6 protein-coding genes are annotated in these 18,752 nt (G+C 56.6%); 5 read left to right on the forward strand and 1 reads right to left on the reverse strand.

What is annotated here, in order from left to right; translation table 11 throughout:
* Window positions 1–161 precede the first annotated feature (161 nt).
* On the reverse strand, window positions 162–3,902 hold the full coding sequence (locus tag IEN85_RS23460; protein ID WP_224772899.1) for a TonB-dependent receptor plug domain-containing protein: 3,741 nt from the start codon (window positions 3,900–3,902) through the stop codon (window positions 162–164).
* Between the two features lie 757 nt (window positions 3,903–4,659).
* Between IEN85_RS23460 and lacZ the strand changes: the two genes are divergently transcribed.
* The 5 genes from lacZ to IEN85_RS23485 all read left to right on the forward strand — a co-directional run bounded on the left by lacZ (window position 4,660) and on the right by IEN85_RS23485 (window position 18,740).
* Window positions 4,660–7,788: a beta-galactosidase, LacZ type gene (gene lacZ, locus IEN85_RS23465; protein ID WP_191619559.1), complete on the forward strand. Its 3,129-nt coding sequence runs from the start codon at window positions 4,660–4,662 to the stop codon at window positions 7,786–7,788.
* A 124-nt stretch (window positions 7,789–7,912) separates the two neighbouring features.
* Window positions 7,913–9,748 (forward strand): glycoside hydrolase family 43 protein, encoded by a 1,836-nt coding sequence (locus tag IEN85_RS23470; RefSeq protein WP_191619560.1) that lies wholly within the window; start codon window positions 7,913–7,915, stop codon window positions 9,746–9,748.
* Window positions 9,745–10,437, forward strand: coding sequence for a discoidin domain-containing protein (locus tag IEN85_RS23475; protein WP_191619561.1), 693 nt, complete (start codon window positions 9,745–9,747; stop codon window positions 10,435–10,437). The genes IEN85_RS23470 and IEN85_RS23475 overlap by 4 nt, the downstream gene beginning before the upstream one ends.
* A gap of 131 nt (window positions 10,438–10,568) precedes the next feature.
* Window positions 10,569–12,986: a glycoside hydrolase family 88 protein gene (locus tag IEN85_RS23480; protein ID WP_191619562.1), complete on the forward strand. Its 2,418-nt coding sequence runs from the start codon at window positions 10,569–10,571 to the stop codon at window positions 12,984–12,986.
* Between the two features lie 756 nt (window positions 12,987–13,742).
* The gene (locus tag IEN85_RS23485; RefSeq protein ID WP_191619563.1) at window positions 13,743–18,740 is read left to right on the forward strand and encodes a glycosyl hydrolase 115 family protein; all 4,998 of its coding nucleotides are present in this window, start codon (window positions 13,743–13,745) and stop codon (window positions 18,738–18,740) included.
* Window positions 18,741–18,752: the final 12 nt, after the last annotated feature.

Below are 18,752 nucleotides of genomic sequence, written 5' to 3' on the forward strand. Positions count from 1 at the left end.
CGCATCGCCTTCCGCGCGCGACGAATTCAACTACTGGTTTCCGTTCTGCGGATACAACAGTGGAGCGAGACTCCCTTTTCGGGAGAGCTTTCTAAATTTTGAACATAAAGAAGCGGGACACCCCCCCCCTGGATGCCCCGCCATGCTACCGCTAAGCGGTACTAAAAACGAATGGTATTGCTGATAGACCAGCGCGTCTCACCCGGAATACGGACTTGAGCGATTGATCCATCTGGATTCGCGCGAACGGGAATCAGCTCATCGTCGGCAAAGAGGTCGTAGACATTTAACTGGATGGACCAGCTCTTATCGCCTCCGATCTCGGTTTCATAGGATACCCAAGCATCGACGTAGTCCTCACTTGACCCCTTGATGGGATTGCTGAGGTCGTTGACCCAAGCGTTGGCATCTGCGTCGTACTTCGGATAGTAGCCCAAGTTGGACTCATCCATCCAACGGTAGGCGCCACCGATGCCAAGGCCCTTGAACTTGCCGTCTACGAAGCTGTAGTTGGTGATTAGATTGAAGTGCCACTCTCTCAGTTCATTGACCAGCTGACCTTCAGTCGCCTTCGCCTGGTAGTACTTGGCAAGGATCTCAGAACCGTAACCTGTTCCAAGGCGACCACCGGTACCCAACTGGTTGCCTGGAGATTCTGGTATATCGTAGAAGCCCTTGATGGACCAGTAGTCCATGCCTGGCTCGTCGTAGAGCGCGTATCCACCATCGAACCACATGTCCATGCTGTTCTCGATGTACTCGTCCCACGCCGCCAGTACGTTGGAGCGTACCGCTTCAGCCTTGGAGGCGTTGAAGGTCACACGCCAGTTGTCCAGAGGATTAGCTGTGAATTCGTATTCGATACCAGTGGACTCAAGGTTGTTGAGGCTTCGTGAAGTGCTGGGAACCTGCCATGCGGTCAGCTCCCAGAATCCACCCCAAGCCGCTTCGATGCGCTCGAAGTTCATCGCATCCCAGAATACTGGGTCTACTGGATTGGACCACTCCGCATCCGAGCGAGCGCGGTACCACTCGGAACGATAGGCCACTTCTTCCGCGGTGAGCGGGGGAGCGACGTAGGGAAGGTCGAGGTCCGGATTGATGTCGCCCTGTGCGACATAGTTGGGGGAACCTGGAACGGCTGCAGCGCGGATGCGGAGCGGCTGGTTCATGATTTCAGGATTGTCTCTCCAATCCGCAGGCAACGGCGTGTTTGCGACTGCGGAATCGTAGTTGCCTTCGCCAAACATCCAGTTGTTGACCACCCACTCTGGGGTAGGTTGCCAACGGTTCGCTGCAGCTTCGTCGGTCTCAGGAAGCGCGCCCCAATGAGGGCCGATTTCCCACATCATGCCGTCCATGGAGCGGCCGAGGATAGCCTTGTTGCGGTTAAAGGCAGGAGCGTCTCCGATGAAGGGAGTGTTCTCTTGAGTCGTCTTGTACTTGGTGACGCGCAGGGAGAACTTGTTGTCCATAGCAGAGAGCAAAAGGCTCACGTCACGAGTGTTGCCCGAAGGATTCGCCTCTTGTCGATTGTAGACGTCAGTCGCCACATCCGAAGGACGGAAACTGCTGGAATCGTTGAAGAGCAGGCTCACTCCCATGCCTTTCGGCAATTCGCGGCCGAACAGATTGAGCAGTTCCTCGCCATGCAAGGCCACGCTCCAGCTGCGACGCTGCGCAGAGGCAATGATCGGGACACTTCTCTCCGAGTCGTAGACCCAATTGTCGCTGTATGGCAACACGTTGTTGTAAATAGCGTCTCTCCCGAACTCGGTCATCACACCGTCAACTTCGAAGCGAGTTGGGGACGGCTTACGGTAAGCTTCGTAATCATCCTCGCGCCAACCGAAGATCGGGACGATTGCTCCGTTGAGCATGTCGCCCTGCCAAACGAAGACCTTGGAGTCGGTCACGTCGTAACCTTCTCTCGCTCCGTCGTAGAGCTTGTCCAAGTCGGTCTGCCAATTCAGGAGGCCGAAATTGCTTTGGCCCCACTCCCTGCCACCTTCATCATTGAAGCCGAAGGCGAGGACGGACTGGTTCAGAGCTGGGTTTTGGGAGGCCGTTACACCGGTAACTCCAGTGATCTGGTCCATGGATGTCGTATCCAAAATGCTATCGCTGAGGTAATGGATGCCGCGCCAGGTTGCGTAACCAGGACGAGACCATCCTAGATCTTCAGAGAACTGTTCGTCCCAGCGATACATCGCAAAGTTTCGATCGAAGTAGTCAAACTTCTGCGAGGAGGCTACACCAGTAAAAGTGTGCTTACCCAATACCGTGGCGAACAAGCTGTCAGAGTCGAAGAAGTCATCTCCCGACACTTCACCAAACACGGTGGCGCGCCAGTTCTCACGCTTCTTCTCGAAGATACCACCGCGCCCTTCGCCAATCGTGAAGAGACGACCTACGTTCGGGTTGTTGCCCTCACCGCCGCGAAGCGATTCGTTAATGTCGATGGAAATGATGTTTCCACCCCAGAGGCCTTCCATTGCGTTGGTGTATCCAGAACGGTATGACTGGTCGTTGTATGCGAAATTCCAGCCCAAGCGACCATCCAAGTAGGTTTGGGTGGCGACTATGTTGAAAGTTTCAAAGTCGTTGAACTCCGACTTGTTGGGACCTACCAAGTTTTGCTCACGAACCAATTCAGCGATCGGACCGTCGATGATCATCTGAGTCGGCCACATGCCTTGGCCGAAACCGCGGAATGAGCGGCCGGTAAGGTTTTCATAGCCATCGATGATTCCCGAAACCACGGGGTTGTTCGCGTAGTATGCGGCTTGGTTCTTCTCATGGTTACCGTTGCCCAATTCCCAATTGGGGTTGGTCAAGCCGACGTAGCTGCCCCAGCCTCCGCCGTTCACATTGTTCCAACCACGCAGTACCATCGCATCCGGACCGCCGGGAACGCCAACTGCAGCATTCGTTGGGTCGCCGTAGAAGGAAACAGGATGGTCATCCCAGACCTGGCCACCCACCGACTGAGCTCCGTAGATCGCCTCGTGAGCGCCAAAACCAGCAAGACCTTCGGCATCGCCGGGATCCGTCCAGTATTCGTCGTTTGTCACAATGTTACGGTCAGTCGCACCATACCAGTTGGTAAGGAAGTCCGCTGGCGTACCTGCCATGGGGCGGTTGGCGTTGATTTGCCCCCACTCGCCATTGGCATCAATCTGTGTGAAGACGCCTTCGCCCAGATTCGGCTGCCAGCGTAAAGCAGAGTAGATACGGCGGTCGTTGTTGAAAGTTCCCTTTTGACGAAACTTCGCCTCGTCGTTCAAGGCCACCACACGGATCGACAATTCGTCCTCGATGATCGTCTTGTTGAGGTCAACCATGCCGCGGATGGATCCGTAGCTGTCGAACTTCAGCTCTACAGAGCGCTCGTCACCCGCCATCATTGGGGTCTTGAGCGTGTTGTTGATAAGGCCAGCGGGGCTTCCCAAACCAAAAAGGATCGAGTTAGGACCACGGCTGATGTCCACGCGATTGAGGCTGTACCAGTCGATTGGAATATCAGTTGGGAAGAAATCGCGAGTGATGTCCGCGCTGTTCAATCCGCGTATACGAGTCGTGCGGTGCGGCTCGACCAAAATATCCCGGGCGTGTCCCTTGTCCCACGTATCGCCGCCGTAGAAGTTGCCTTCCACCCCAGCCACTTCCGTGTTGGTGGTGTAGACAAGAAGCTTTTGCAGGTCCGTAGCGCCGACATCCTTCATGAACTCCGGGGTGATTGCTTGCACGGCAGCCGCGATATCACGCAACTCCGTATTCAATCGGGATCCGGCAAGCGAGGATGTCGCCATGTAACCAACGTCGTCGCTGCCAGTTACCTCAAAAGGTGACAGCTCATAGATTTCGTCCTCTTCTTCCTCATCGGAAGTTTGGGCGAACAAAACTGGCGAAACCAGAGTCAAAGCACCTAGCGTGGCGAGATATCTCGGGCTACGGTACCTTCGTGGGGTTATGTTTTTTTCGAATCTACTCATCTATATTTGTGAGTTTGGTTTGTTAGTTTACAGTAGGTTGCATCGCGGTGTCGTCGCAACGCGCAGGGGCACGAGTACCCAACGAAACAATGATATTTCTTGTATGATGCCCCTAGGAGGAGCGGGGCGACTGAGGAAAACATCAATTCGTGGGGTAGTGGTGCCATAAAGTAGCAAGACTTGCCCTTTCACTCAATCCCCCAATCGGGGGAATTCATGAGACGGAAGAATCCTCAGCGAGGCGTATTACGCATTTCTTCCGGGCAAGCATCTCTGCCCTAACAGTGGTCTTGCTCCAGTAAATCTGTCAGCCGCTCAAACGTGAGTTTCCCCCAATCCCCGCCTTGCGCAATAAGAAGGATGCGCAGCTGCATGTCCACGCGATGGATACAATTCATAAGTTGCATATGACTACATATTCGAGCGGGGCAAACAACACTCCATACGCCTCCCTTTCTAGGGGTTTACATATTCTCCCCCATTTGGGGGAACAATAAAAACTCGTCAGCCGATCATCAAGCAACACGCTCAAAATTTGGATCGCAGCCAGCTACTCCAAACATCTTACGCTGCACCAGACAAAACCCGAATTTATAATCGCGCAACGGCAACACACTACGCGATTAGGTACCAGCCATCCGCTGGAGACAACCGAACTATCTTGATGAAAAACGCAAAAAGAACAGTACGCTTCGCTTTGGGAGCGTTCACTCTCGCCTGTCAAGCCACCTCCTTTGCAGAAAGCTCTCTCGAGTGGGAAAACCCAGAGATTTTCCAGATAAACCGCGAGGCGCCGCGTGCCTCCTTCGTGCGGTATCAGAGTGAAGCGACTGCGCTCGAGGGCGAGATCGCCGATTCGACTTACGTCAAGTCCCTCAACGGGGATTGGACCTTCAACTGGTCCGCCAAGCCAGCCGACCGCCCCGTCGGCTTCGAATCCCCCGATTTCGACGTATCGTCCTGGGGTACCATTCCCGTTCCATCTAATTGGGAGCTCGAAGGACACGGCATTCCCATCTACGCGAACTTGGTGTATCCATTTCCTAAGAACCCTCCTTTCATAGACCACGCGGACAATCCCGTGGGAAGCTATCGCCGCACCTTCACCATCCCTGAGAACTGGGACGGCAAACGCGTCTACCTCAGCTTCGGCGCCGTGCGTAGTGCCATGTACATTTGGCTGAACGGCGAGAGCATCGGCTATAGTGAAGGCAGCAAAACAGAGGCAGAATTTGACATCACCGACGCATTGCAAGAAGGCGAAAACCTCCTCGCAGTCGAAGTCTACCGCTGGTCTGACGCTAGCTACTTGGAAGACCAGGATTTTTGGCGCCTCAGCGGCATCGAACGCGACGTCAACCTCTACGCCACCAACCCTACAACGCTCGCCGACTTCCGCATAATCGCGGACCTCGACGAAACCTACCGAGACGGCCTCTTCTCTGCCTCTCTTAAACTCACCAACAAAGGCGACGCCACCGAAACCATCGAAGTCGAAGGCAAGCTCCTCGACGGCGACAAGACCGCCGCATCCTTCAAAACCAAGATCAAGGTCCCCGCAAATGGCGAAGCGGATTTCAACTTTGAGAAGAAGCTTCCCAAGGTACGCAAATGGACCGCCGAGACGCCCGAGCTCTACACGCTCCAGCTGAAGACAACTCCCGCGCGCGGAGAATCTGAATACACAAAAACTCGAGTTGGTTTCCGCAAGGTCGAAATCAAAAATTCCCAATTCCTGGTAAACGGCCAGCCCGTCTACCTCAAAGGCGTCAACCTCCACGACCACGATCCTGTCACGGGCCACGTCGTAAGTGAGGAGATCACCCTTCTTGATCTCCGCATCATGAAGGAGAACAACATCAACGCCATCCGCTGTAGCCACTACCCTAAGAATCCCTACTTCTATGAGCTGTGCGACGAATACGGCTTCTACGTCGTCGACGAGGCCAACATCGAGATCCACGGAATGGGCACCACAAACCAAGGATCGTTCGACGAATCCATCCATCCCGCGTACCTTCCCGAGTGGGCGGACGCTCACCTAGATCGCGTGCAAAGGATGTACCACCGCTCAAAAAACCATCCTTCGATTATCATTTGGTCCCTAGGCAACGAAGCAGGCAACGGCCAAAACCACTTCGCCAACTACGATTGGCTGAAAGCGCAAGACAGCACCCGTCCCGTACAATACGAGGGCGCCACCAATCACTCGAATTCCGATCTCCAGGTCCCCATGTATTGGAATATCGAGAAAACCGAGCAATACGTATCCAACAATCCGACACGCCCATTCATCATGTGCGAATACGCACACGCCATGGGCAACAGCGTCGGCAACCTCCAAGACTATTGGAACGTCTTCGAGAAATATCCGTCCGCCCAAGGCGGTTTCATCTGGGACTGGGTTGACCAGGGGATCCTCGCCCAGAACGAGGAGGGCGTTCCATACTGGGCCTATGGAGGCGACCTAGGCTCCGCGCACATTCGCCACGACGAAAATTTCTGCCTGAACGGGATCGTCAACGCCGACCGCTCTCCGCACCCTGCACTCTTCGAGGTCAAAAAGGTTTACCAACACATCAAGTTTCGCGACTTCGATCCAGCGAGCAAGAGCCTGGAAATCTACAACGGCTACTACTTCACGAACCTTTCCGAGTTCGATCTCTTCTACACCCTCTCCAAGGAGGGCCGAACTGTCGCGATGGGCCCTCTGCCTGACCTCGAACTCGCACCCACCCAAGCGACTCGTGTTGCCCTTCCCATAGGAGACCTGGACCCTTCCACCGAGTGGCAACTCACCCTGGAAGCCAAAACGAAGCACGCAGATCCACTTCTCAAGGCCGGTCACACCCTAGCAGCCGAACAATTCAGTATCGGTTCGTATTCAGCAGAAGGATTCAAGAAGGCCGTTCCAGGCGACGTGATCGACATCAGCGAAGACGGCCTACTTACCCTCTCCAACAAAGACTTCTCCATCCGTTTCGATTCCGACACTGGTTTTCCGGTCTCCTTGGTCTACGGACAGAAATCAATCCTCAAGGAAAGCTCCCGAGCAAACTTCTGGCGGGCTCCCACCGACAATGACTACGGATTCAGGATGCCTACCGAATGGAAAGCCTGGAAAGAAGCTGGTCTGTCTCCCAAACTCGTTTCACTGAAATACAAGCGCCATTCCAGCGGTTCCGTGTCAGTGCATGTTGGATACAAGCTGCCAGTCGTCGACGCAGATTTCCGGATCGACTATACCGTCAACCGAAACGGCGAAATACTCGTCACCAACAAACTCGTTGGCGTTAGTAGCGACCTCCCTAACCTTCCTCGATTCGGGAATACGATGATTCTAGAAGAAAGCTACGCTCAAGCGAAATACTACGGACGCGGCCCATTCGAAAATTATCAAGACCGCAACACCGCAGCCTTTTTGGCACAATACAGCAGTTCCGTAGAAGACCTGGGCTTCGCCTACGCTCGTCCACAAGAAAATGGATACAGGACCGATGTTCGTTGGGTAGAGTTTCTAGACGCTTCCGGTCAAGGCATTCGCATCGAATCGGTTGATCGCCCGCTCGGCTTCAACGCTCGCCACCAGTACGATTCAGACTTCGATGCCGGCGACAAGAAATCGCAAACCCACATGAGCGACATAAAACACCGCCCTCTCGTAAGCGTTAACATCGACCATTCGCAAATGGGCGTCGGAGGCGACACCAGTTGGGGAGAACTTCCGCACAAGCAGTATCGTCTCGCTCCCCAAGACTACGAATACAGCTACATCATCCGGCCCGTTCGCTGAATAAACGACGAACCGGAGTGCCCCCTTGACATGAGGGGGACGTTCAAAGCGCTCCCCTTTTTATCCTAACGTTTCAAGAAAGGTGAGGCTTTATCTCACCCCCACCCTCACAGAAAGTTAAAAGATGAGATTTCTAGCATCCACCCTAGTTCTTTCCACCGTATTGCTCACGACCGCGTCATGCACTAAGGAACCCTCTCAAAAAGAGACGGCTAAAGACGCCTATTTGCTCACATCCTTTCGAGACAACGGAGATGGCCTCCACCTCGCCTACAGTTACGACGCCAAAGACTGGACCGATCTCGACACGATCTATCTGAAACCAAAAGTCGGCTCAAAGCTCATGCGCGACCCCGACATCAAGCAAGGTCCAGACGGTACCTACCACATGGTTTGGACCAGTGGTTGGGGCGACCTTGGCATTGGCTACGCCTACTCGAAGGACCTGCAAAACTGGTCCGAGCAAAAGTTCATTCCGCTCATGGAAAACTTCGAAGGCGCCAAACTCTGCTGGGCTCCCGAACTTTTCTTCGACGAGGCCAAACAACAATTCCTCATCGTTTGGTCCACCGCGATCGATAACGCTCCTACTCCAGACGACGAATTCCGCGCCTACTACTCCCTGACGAAGGACTTCGAGAGCTTCACGGATCCCGCCCTCTTCTTCGATCCTGGTTTCAACAACATCGATACCACGCTCCTGAAGCAGGGTAGCGCCTACTACGCCATCCTCAAGGAAACGGACGACCAAGGGGCCCAAGACTACGGCTCGATCTACGCCGCCAAAGCCGAAAGCCTGCTCGGTCCTTACACCCTGCTCGAGTCTCCCATCCTACGCAAGGAGCAAGCCGAGGGTCCCACCGTGGTGGATACAGCTGAAGGCGTCGTCGTTTACTACGACTACTACGTAAACCACCGCTACGGCGGAAAGATATCGAAAGACTGGATACAGTGGGAGGAAGTACCGGGAGACATCGCTTTCCCCGACGGCCAACGCCACGGTTCCATCCTATCCGTACCCTTAGAGCTCGTAGAATCCCTACGTTCTCAAGCTGCCTCCGTGGCGCCCCAGCCTGCCCTGAAAGGCGAATTCACCGCCGACCCCGCCATCCGCGCCTTCGGCGACCGCTATTACATTTACCCCACCTCCGACCGCCCCTACTGGAATACCAAGGAGTTTGCGGTCTGGTCTTCGCCCAACCTCGTAGATTGGGAGAAAGAAACCGTTTTCATGGACCTTCGCCACGATGTGTCCTGGGCCAACAACAAGGCATGGGCGCCCGACTGCATCGAAAAGGACGGCAAATACTACTTCTACTTCTGCGGCGAGCATAGCATTGGCGTCGCCGTCGCCGACTCCCCTACCGGTCCGTTCCACGACGCCCTCGATCGCTCGCTCATCGACAATGAAAAGATCAAGACCTTCAGCATCGACCCCTACGCCTTCATCGACGACGACGGCCAAGCCTACCTCTACTTCGGCAACGGTACACCCACTGTGTATCGACTAAACGATGACATGATTTCCTTTGACGGCGACCCTGTGGAGTTTCCGTTGAAAGACTTCCGCGAAGGCATCGTGGTTTTCAAACGCAACGGACTGTACTACTTCATGTGGTCCATCGACGACGCCCGCAGCCCCGACTACCGCGTCGGCTGGGGCACCTCGACTTCCCCTTACGGCCCCGTCACCACTCCCGAAGAGAACTTCATCGTCCTCCGCCAAAACGGCCCTGCCCAAGGCACCGCCCATCACAGCATCGTCAACGTCCCCGGCACCGACCGCTGGTACGTCGCCTACCATCGTCACGCCATACCCGGCGGTGGCGGCTACAAGCGCGAAACCTGCATTGTCGAGATGAAGTTCGACGCCGAGGGCAACATCCTTCCCATGGATCCGATGTCCGACCCGTTCGCCGATAATCCCGCTGGGGAGCCAATCTCGCTATCCGCAAAATGAAGCATACCAGCGTCCTTCTCATTTCCGCAGCGCTTTCGCTGCCTGCAAGCCAAGCGAAGGTCCCCGAAAACGCAATCGAGCCCGGCGAGGCTCCTCACTCGTCCAACCCGATCTTGCCAGGTTATTTCGCGGACCCATCCGTAGTTGAATTTGAAGGACACTACTTTATCTACGCCACCCTCGATCCCGGGGGTGGCCAAACCTGCTTCGACGAGCTTACGTTCACGGACGACGGTCTCATCGCAAAGGTCATCCCCACTCACCAAGGTCCAGAGCTCGTCCAAAACCGACTCGACGGCTCCTTCATCGAGCCGGCCGCCATCACCGCCTCCAGCCAGCTGAGCGATCGCCACGCTCCAGAACGCGCAACCGACGATAACTACGCCACGCGCTGGGTTCCCGCAGCTGACGACGTGACCCCCTGGATACAGATCGACCTAGGTTCCTCGCGAAGAGTTAACCAACTCCAAATTCGCCCCGAATTAACCTGGAAGGACTACCACTTCACTGTCGAAAGTTCCGTAGACGGCCAAAACTGGACAGTCGCTGCCAGCTTCCTCGACCAGGCGGCGACCGGTTCGCCCATCATCGTCGAGAGCCCGCCAACCGCCCGCTACTTCAAAGTTAGCTCTCCCACCACCATAGACTCCATGACGCAGCCATCTATTTTCGAGTGGCAGGTCGAGTGAGCCCTCCGGAATCATTCAGACATCATTCGCACTGCACGAACGGGCGTCAGGCCTTATCATCCTTCAAACTGTCAGTGAAAACTCTTTTCGATTCTAAGACACTTAACAGGTAAGCACACGATCCCAATCTTATGACCCCTTATCTGAAAACGATCCTGACGGGCAGCATTGCTCTCTTCACTGCAACTTTCGCAACCGCGGAACCGATCAACACCGCCCAGCAAATCCTCACCCACCCGGCATCGGTTAAGGAGATCATGCAGCGGGTCGCCGACTTCCAAGAGCGAGAATTCGGCGGCGTCATCGAGACTGATTGGAAAGTCGGCACCTACTACAGCGGCCTCTACGCCGCCTACCAAGCCACCGGCGACGAGACCTTCCGCGAAAAAGCCCTCGCCTGGTGCGAAGCCGCCGACTGGAAACTCTCCGAACAACACTTCTTCGCAGACGACATCTGCGCCGCCCAAACCTTCCTCGACGTCTACCTCGACGAGAAGCAGCCGCACCAGATAGCCGATACCATCGCCGCCCTCGAACCTTACTTCGGCAAGGAAACCATCGCCCGCGAAGAACTCGCCCACGTTGTCTGGAAGGGCGAGCCACGCCCCTTCACCGGCCGCAACGTCTGGTGGTGGTGCGACTCCCTTTACATGGCCCCTCCCGTCCTCACCCGCATGTATTCGGCCACTGGAGACCAACGCTACCTCGACCTGCTGCATGAAATGTACTGGGACACCGTCGACTTCCTCTTCAGCGAGGAGGACGGACTCTTCTACCGAGACGAAAGCTACTTCGGCAAAAAGACCCCGAGCGGCAAACCCGTCTTCTGGTCCCGCGGCAACGGCTGGGTCTACGGTGGCCTCATCCGCACCCTCGATCACCTTCCCGCCGACGATCCCCGCCGCCAGGACTACATCGACCTCTTCGTCAAAATGACCCGCGTTCTCGTCGATATCCAACAAGACGACGGCATGTGGCGCCCCGGCCTCATCGATCCGGATTGGAAACCCATGAAGGAAAGCAGCGGCACCTCCTTTTTCACCTACGGCCTCCTCGCCGGCATCAACCGCGGCTACCTCGACAAAAAAGCCTACCTGCCCGTCGCCCTCAAAGGCTGGGAAGGCCTCGTCAGTTGCATCAATACCGACGGCCGCCTCGGCTACGCCCAGCTCGTAGGCGGCGCCCCCGAGCACGTCCGCCCCAGCGACTCCATCGACTACACCCACGGCGCCTTTCTCCTCGCCGCAAGCGAGCTCTACAAGATGGACCTCACAAACAGCGACTTCGCCGAGCTAGAAGATCCCTACGAAATCAAGCTTCTCGCCCGCGACGGCGTCTGGACCTGGTTCAACGACGAACGCGTCCTCTATGATGGCGCTGGCCTTTACATCGGCTCCATCGACTCCCAAGGCACCAGCCGCATCGATTACTACAGCACCATTCTCGTGCAAAGCCCTTTCGCCTATCGCCCCTACCCGCTTAGCAGCTGGCAGAGCAAGGACGACCACAACAACCCCGCGATCCTCCAGCTCGCCTCCGGCAATCTCCTCACCGCCTACGCCAAGCACCACCTCGAGCCCGTCTGGTACACCCGCCACGGAACGAAGAAAGGCCCCGACAACTGGCGAACCGTAAACTGGTCGGAGGAAAAGGCCATCGAGGCACCCGCCAAAACCACTTACAACAACCTCGTGCAGCTCACCGCCGAAAACGACCGCGTCTTCAACTTCATGCGCTGCGTCGGCTGGAATCCCACCCTACTCATCTCCGAAGACGAAGGCCAAACCTGGAGCGACCCCATCGAGCTCGTTCGCTCCGGCAACGACCGCACTCGACCCTACGTCAAGTACGCCAACAACGGCACCGACCGCATCGACCTCATCTTCACCGACGCCCATCCACGCAAGGACCACGAGAACAACGTCTACCACATCTACTACCAGAACGAAGCCTTCCACAAAAGCGACGGCACCTTCATCCGTAGTCTCGAAGAGGTGAAGACAAAGCCCCTCCTCCCTTCCGACGGCACCCGCATCTACGCAGGCACAGAAGCCGGACGCGGCTGGGTATGGGATCTCGAATACGACAAGCTCGGCCAACCCGTCGCCGCCTTCATCAACTCCGTCGATCACGAAGTGGGCAACGACCTGCGCTACCGCATCGCCCATTGGGATAACGTATCCAAAACCTGGACCCAGCAGCAGATCGCCTTCGCTGGCACCCATCTCTACGACCGCGAGGAGCACTACGCGGGAGGCATCGCCATCGATCCGCAAAACACGGATGTGATTTACCTCTCCGCCGACGTCGACCCAGCCACCGGCCAAGCCAACAGCACCGGCCGCTATCAAATGTTCCGCGGCACCTTGCAAAATGGCTCTTGGACTTTCGAACAACTGACGAACGACGCCCAAGTTGACAACATTCGCCCCATCGTCCCCCGCGATCACGACTTCGACAAAATCGCCATCTGGGTCCAAGGCCGCTACACCACCTACGAAGACTACGAAACCTCCATCGTCGGCATCCTGGAGAAGGCTGAAAACTAACTCGCATTAAAGTACCCACTAAGCCGATACAAAGAACCTACCAAGTCGAGCCAGCCAAAGACGGACAGCCAGGCCGCTGGCCCCTAATCCTCGACCAATACTCCAAAGGCACCGGCTACCAACCCTACGTCACTGACGACCTTTCGAGCGGGCAATTCACCCCCGCCGAGAACTTCACCTTTCCTTTCCACTTTCGCCACGGCTCCGTCATTCCCTTGAACCAAGAGGAACTCGAGCGCCTCGAAAAAAAATGGGGCGAGAGCGAGTAATAAACGAGAGCCAGCGGCCGCTCTCCCAGCAGCCACAAACACTGCAGGAGCGCGTTACAAGCAGCCGGGATTAAACCCAAATCAGATTCAGCTTTAGCAAGCTAACCAACGACGAACTTCCACAAAGCGCAGGGCTAAAAAGTCCTGTGCTTTTTTCATGTATCCAGAGGAAAGCCCCTTCCCTAGAGGTAAATTCCCCCGTTTGGGGGGTGGCCACCAAACTAGCGAACTGATATAAACAATAGGCGGTCTCTCCAATTCCTAGCGCCTACCCCAGTACCCTGCCGCTCCGGCAGACTAAGGCACATTTGTGCCCGTCCCCTGAATACAAGTAGCCACCTTTATTTCTAGATACCTTGTCCCACCCGAGAATGGGAGCTTAGAGCAGCCCCCCACTTCCGTTCCCTCTTTACTCGGGATCCACTCGCAACCCCAGCCCTAATCCTAACCAGAGAGCCCATAGAGCCCTCCCAAATCCTGTAGCCAAATGAAACGATTGTACCATCTACTAATCCCGGCTTTGCTGGCACCCTTCTCCCACGCCGCTACGCTACCTATTGTAAACGGCGGCTTCGAATCCGGTGCCGACGGCACATCCAGCAAAGCTCCTATCTCCGGGTGGACCGACAACGGCTCAAGCGCGGGCTTCTGGCTGCAAGATGGGACAGGAGGGGGATCCTTCCCGCAAGATCCAAACGAGGCCCAAGCCGGAGCCCTCTACCTCTCTGGCAATCGCCTCGCTGGAGGCGCAGGTTCACAACCGAGCGACTCGACTCTCTCTCAAGTCGTAGCGATCGACTCCGCTGACCTGCCTCTAGTCCAGGAAGGCAAAGCGGCCGTTAGCTTGAGCTTCTACTACCAAGACACCGACGATAACGACTCAGCTGTCGTCGATATCGAATTCTTGGATACCTCTTCTACCGTGTTGGGCAGCGCCTCAAGTGGAGGCCTTGGAAACATCGCTTCCAACGGGACAGCCTACAACTCCACCACGGCCCCTTGGACACAGGTAAAGATCGAGAACGAACTCCCTGTAGGCACAGAGTCTATTCGTATTTCCATTTCTACCAATCGAGTCGGCGGTTCGGCTACCAACGTGCACTTCGATTCCTTTAGCGGCGAGATCGTCACCGCCCCAGGTTACCTAGCCATCGTCAACGGCGACTTCGAGACGGGAGCAGACGGCACTGGCAGCAAATCGCCCATCGAAGGCTGGACCGACGAGGGCGCCAGCTCTGGATTCTGGCTCCAAGACGGCACGGGTGGCGGATCCTTCCCGCAAGATCCGAGCGAGCCACAAGGAGGTTCTCTCTACCTCTCCGCAAATCGCCTCGCAGGCGGAGCGGGCTCCCAACCAAGCTCCTCAACCCTCTCCCAAACAGTAGCCGTCAATCCTGCTATCCTCAGCCTGATACAGGCGGACGAGGCTGCGATCGATTTGTCATTCTACTACCAGGATACAGACAACAACGACGCTAGCACCGTCAGTATCGACTTTTTGGATGCGTCCTCAGCTGTGGTCGGCTCCGCTTCCACCGGCGAGCTCGTAAACATTGCCAACAACGGCACCGCCTACGATCCTACCAACGCCCCATGGACTCTCGTGGAGCTAAAGTCCCTTTTGCCTGCTAGCGCAGAATCCATTCGCATCAACATTTCGACAACCCGTTCCGGAGGGTCTGCGACAAATATCCATTTCGACACTTTTAGCGCTTGGATCGTCAAGGCCGACGACCTTGGTCCCCTGGAAGACGCGGAGTCTGCCTATCGTTCCAGCGCTCCGTGGACCGCTTACGACGGATCGAATCCCCCAGCCACGCCCGATGGTGAGTACTTCGCAATTCCCTTCATGAGCGTAACGGAAACCGCTGCCGACGGTTCCTTGAAAATCGCCGGCGGCGGACAAGCAGCCGCTATCCACTACAGCGAAGCGGATGCCGCCGTGGTGGGAATCGCTGCCGAAGCCCTCGCGGATGATATCGAGCGTGTAACAGGGATCGCTGCAACAGCGTCCACCGCCGCTCCCTCCGCATCGGAGGTCATCCTCATCGGCACCCTTGGGTCGAGCCCTCTTATCGACGCCCTCGTGAACGACGGAAAAATCGACGTATCCGCGATCCAAGGAAAGTGGGAAGCATACACCGCAGCTGTCGTTGAAAACCCACTACCTGGCGTGAGCCGTGGCCTTATCATCGCAGGTAGCGATCGCCGCGGCGCCGCGTTCGGAGTCTTTGCCCTTTCCGAGTCGATGGGAGTGTCGCCATGGTACTTCTGGGGCGACATTCCCACCGAGCAGAAAACAGCGCTCTACGTAGCTGGAAATCACACGCAGCCGTCTCCAGGAGTTAAATACAGAGGGATCTTCCTCAACGACGAGGATTGGGGACTGCAGCCATGGGCCGCCAACACCTTCGAACCCGAGGTCGGAAACATCGGTCCCAAGACCTACTCCACCATCTACGAGCTCCTGCTCAGACTGCATTCAAACGTTATCTGGCCCGCCATGCACGAGTACCCAGTCATGACGACTCCCTTCTACGAAGTCCCTGGCAACATGGAAGCTGCGGACGACTACGCGATCGTCATCAGCACCTCCCATCACGAGCCGATGCTGCGCAACAGCCACGAATACAACGAGAGCGAACGCGGTAGCTACAACTACTGGAACAATCGCTCGAACATCTACGACTTCTGGGAAGAACGCGTCATCGAAACCGCTGACACCGAAGCGATTTACACGATCGGCATGCGCGGACGCACGGATGCTGGCATGCTCGCCCCAGCCGGCACCACCGATGCCCAAAAAGCCCAAAAGATCCAAGACGAGATCATCCCTGACCAACGTCAAATGATCAGCGACTACGTCAACAAGGACGCCTCGGAAATGCCGCAAATCTTCATCCCCTACAAGGAGACGCTGGTGCAATACCAGTCTGGTTTGCAGCTTCCAGACGACGTCACCATCCTTTGGCCAGACGACAACCATGGATACATCCGCCAGCTCTCGACCGCTCAAGAGCAAGCTCGTTCCGGAGGCTCCGGCGTCTACTACCACCTCTCTTACTGGGGCGTGCCAACAAGCTATTTGTGGCTCTGCACCACCCCTCCTGGCATGACCCGCTCGGAGATGACCAAAGCATGGGACTTCGAGGCCAAGAACATGTGGCTCGTCAACGTGGGCGATCTCAAGCCTCACGAAATCGGCACGGACTTCTTCCTTCGCATGGCCCGCGACCCTGAAGCCTTCCGCGACTTCGACCAGCGCGCCTACCTCAGCCAATGGGCCGAGCGAACCTTCGGAGCCACTCACGCTGACGCTATCGCAGATGTCTTGGAGGAATATTTCCACCTCAACATCGTCAAGCGTCCCGAACATCTCGATCGCAACGATAGCGGCTTCAGCCACACCGACAACGGCGACGAAGCAGGCCAACGCCTCGCTGACTTCGCTGCGATGGTCGCAGCAGCCGAGGACATCTACGCCCAATTGCCTGCCGAACAAAAGGCTGCCTTCTACGCTATGGTACTCTACCCAGCGAAGGGCTCCCACTTCGTCAATCGTCGCGTGCTTCTCGCCGAGCAAAGCCGACTCTGGGCGAGCCAAGGACGCGCCGCGACCGCAGACCTCGCCGCTGCTGCTCAAGCCGCGCACGACGCCCTGCTGGCGGAAACCGAATTCTACAACAAAACAAACGCCGGCGGAAAATGGGACTTCATGCTCAACCCCATGGACATCTCCCAGCTTCCTGGCTGGGCTCAAGAAACGCAAAACGCCTTCATAATGCCTGCCGTCGGCAGCTACACGCCAGCCTCAGCCGCCGGACTCGGCGTCGCCATCGAAGGCTCCGAGATGCCGCTGGAAGAAGGCGTAGCGGGCGACCTGCCGAAGATCACGCGCCACGCCGACGCGGAACGCTTCATCGACATCTTCAACGAGGGCACTGGCGCCTTGACCTGGACCGCGACTGCGAGCGACCCCTGGATCGAGCTCAGTCAAGCCTCCGGAGATACAGATGCCAGAATCATGGTTAGCGTCGATTGGAGCCAGACGCCTCGTGGCTACGCCATCCCCGGCCAAGTCACGATCAGCGCCGGCGGCGAAGCGCGCACCGTAAACGTTCGCGCATTCTACCCCTTCGACCTCAACCTCGACGCCCTTCCCGACGCGGTCGAAACCGATTCGCGAGTCATCATCGAAGCCGAAGACTACACCTCGCGACAAGACCACCCCGACGGCATCTCATGGACCCTCGTAGATGGAGCAACCGCTTCCCATGACGGGATGACTATCTTGCCCGTGACGGCTGCAAGCCTCGATCCTGCAAACCTGTCAGCCGACACCGCGTCCCTCACCTACGAATTCTACACTTTCAGCACCGGACAGGTTGAGATCCAAACGGAGTGTTTGCCCACCCATCGTATCACCGCCGATCATCCCGGTCTGCGTTACGCCATCTCCCTCAACGGAGCCGCCCCGCAGATCGTTGACATAAATGCCGCGGAATACTCTGCCGCTTGGAATTCCAATACCCTGCGGGCCGCGTCCCACGGAGTCACTACGCATGAAATTACGCAGGCTGGCCTACAGACTCTCACGGTTTGGATGGTAGACGCTGGAGTCGTTCTCGATCGCTTCGTTGTCGATTTCGATTCGACCGTGTTCGAGGCAGAAAAGCTCAGTGTCCAAGATTCCAATACAAGCGTGGTCAGCTTCACGGATGGCCCCGCCAGCGGAGGCGGAGGCCTGCATATGCAGTCTACGCAAGTCGGACACTACGCGACCTTCGCCGTCCCCTCCCTCTCAGCCGGAGACTACCAGCTCTCCATGAGAACCAAGAAATGGGGCAGCCGCGGCATCGTGCAAATCGCCGTCGCCGAGAGCCCGGATGGACCTTTTACCGACCTCGGCGATCCCATCGACCTCTACAGTTCCTCTGGAGTCTACGAGGACATCGACCCGCTCGCCGTCAGCTTCACCACCTCCGGCGCCAAATACGTTCGCCTCACCGTGGTCGGAAAGAACGACGCCGCGAGCAACTACTGGGCACTGCTCGACCTGCTGGAGTTCGAGCCACAGATAATGGTGAGTGACCAACCGATCCGCAATTGGAGAATGGCTTACTTCGGTACCTTCGACGCCACCGGAAACGCTCTGGACAGCGCGGATCCCGATGGCGACGGAATAGAAAACCTCATGGAGTACGCCACTGGCTCCTACCCCACCATGGTGAGCGCCCCGGCATTCGTTGAGCAATACGTAGATGGACGCCTCTCCCTCACCTTCAATCGCGTGAAGGCGGCGACCGATCTCGTCTACCGTGTTTTGGCAGGGAATGACCTGCCCCTACAAACTGCGATCTGGAGCAGCGAAGACAGCCCCTACCCAGATACCACGGCCCCCATGGTCGAGGAATCCGTAAGCGATACGGAATCTGTACAGGAGAACGACCGCCGCTTCATGCAAATCGAAGTCCAGCTGAAATAAGCTTCATCGCCA

The organism is Pelagicoccus enzymogenes (assembly GCF_014803405.1).
GTDB classification, from domain to species: Bacteria; Verrucomicrobiota; Verrucomicrobiia; order Opitutales; family Opitutaceae; genus Pelagicoccus; species Pelagicoccus enzymogenes.

What these genes read in the sequence shown, in the direction of transcription:
- lacZ (WP_191619559.1), top strand. Translation starts at nt 4,660, where the DNA reads ATGAAAAACGCAAAAAGAACAGTACGCTTCGCTTTGGGAGCGTTCACT.
- IEN85_RS23470 (WP_191619560.1), top strand. Translation starts at nt 7,913, where the DNA reads ATGAGATTTCTAGCATCCACCCTAGTTCTTTCCACCGTATTGCTCACG.
- IEN85_RS23475 (WP_191619561.1), top strand. Translation starts at nt 9,745, where the DNA reads ATGAAGCATACCAGCGTCCTTCTCATTTCCGCAGCGCTTTCGCTGCCT.
- IEN85_RS23480 (WP_191619562.1), top strand. Translation starts at nt 10,569, where the DNA reads ATGACCCCTTATCTGAAAACGATCCTGACGGGCAGCATTGCTCTCTTC.
- IEN85_RS23485 (WP_191619563.1), top strand. Translation starts at nt 13,743, where the DNA reads ATGAAACGATTGTACCATCTACTAATCCCGGCTTTGCTGGCACCCTTC.